This window comes from Paracidovorax sp. (assembly GCF_057642795.1).
Genome location: NZ_JBXYZY010000010.1, coordinates 1 through 515 on the forward strand (window position 1 = coordinate 1; position 515 = coordinate 515).

A 515-nucleotide genomic window follows, 5' to 3' on the forward strand; every position below is an offset into this window, starting at 1 on the left:
GTCCCATGATGTGTATTCGTACAAGGTTGTGGGGCCGGTTGTGCATGTTTTCAGATTGAGATCTCAGAGGAAGAAGTTATGACTGAAGAAAAACACACGTTGTCCAGGACGGGAAAGCGTCAACAACCTATTTCACCGGGCGAGATCAACCCTGGTGCACGTAACGGCAGGACAATAGCTGCGCGGAAAGCGGGCGTGGGATTGTTGTCGATAGCCGCGCTAACCTTGGCCGCCTGCAGCAGCGGTGACAACGCTGATTCCGCCGACGGCCCTGGAATTGATGTACACCCGGAAGGCGACTATCACCCGGTGGACCGCGACCAGCTGCAAGACGGTGGTGAACTGCGGTTGCCTATCGGCGAAATCCCAGAGCAACAAAATGCCCTGCATGCGAATTTCACCTCGGACACGGTTGCTTTGTGGGAATGGTACAACCCGCAACTTTATTTGCTGGATGATGGCGGCAACCTGGAATACAACCCGGATTATTTCACGGATGTCACGCACGAAGAGAT

1 protein-coding gene is annotated in these 515 nt (G+C 54.2%); it reads left to right on the top strand.

Translation table 11 applies throughout. From position 1 onward, the window contains the following. Positions 1–78 precede the first annotated feature (78 nt). A partial coding sequence (locus tag AC3A84_RS05460) for a hypothetical protein (RefSeq protein WP_487968630.1) occupies positions 79–515 on the top strand: 437 nt, incomplete at its 3' end.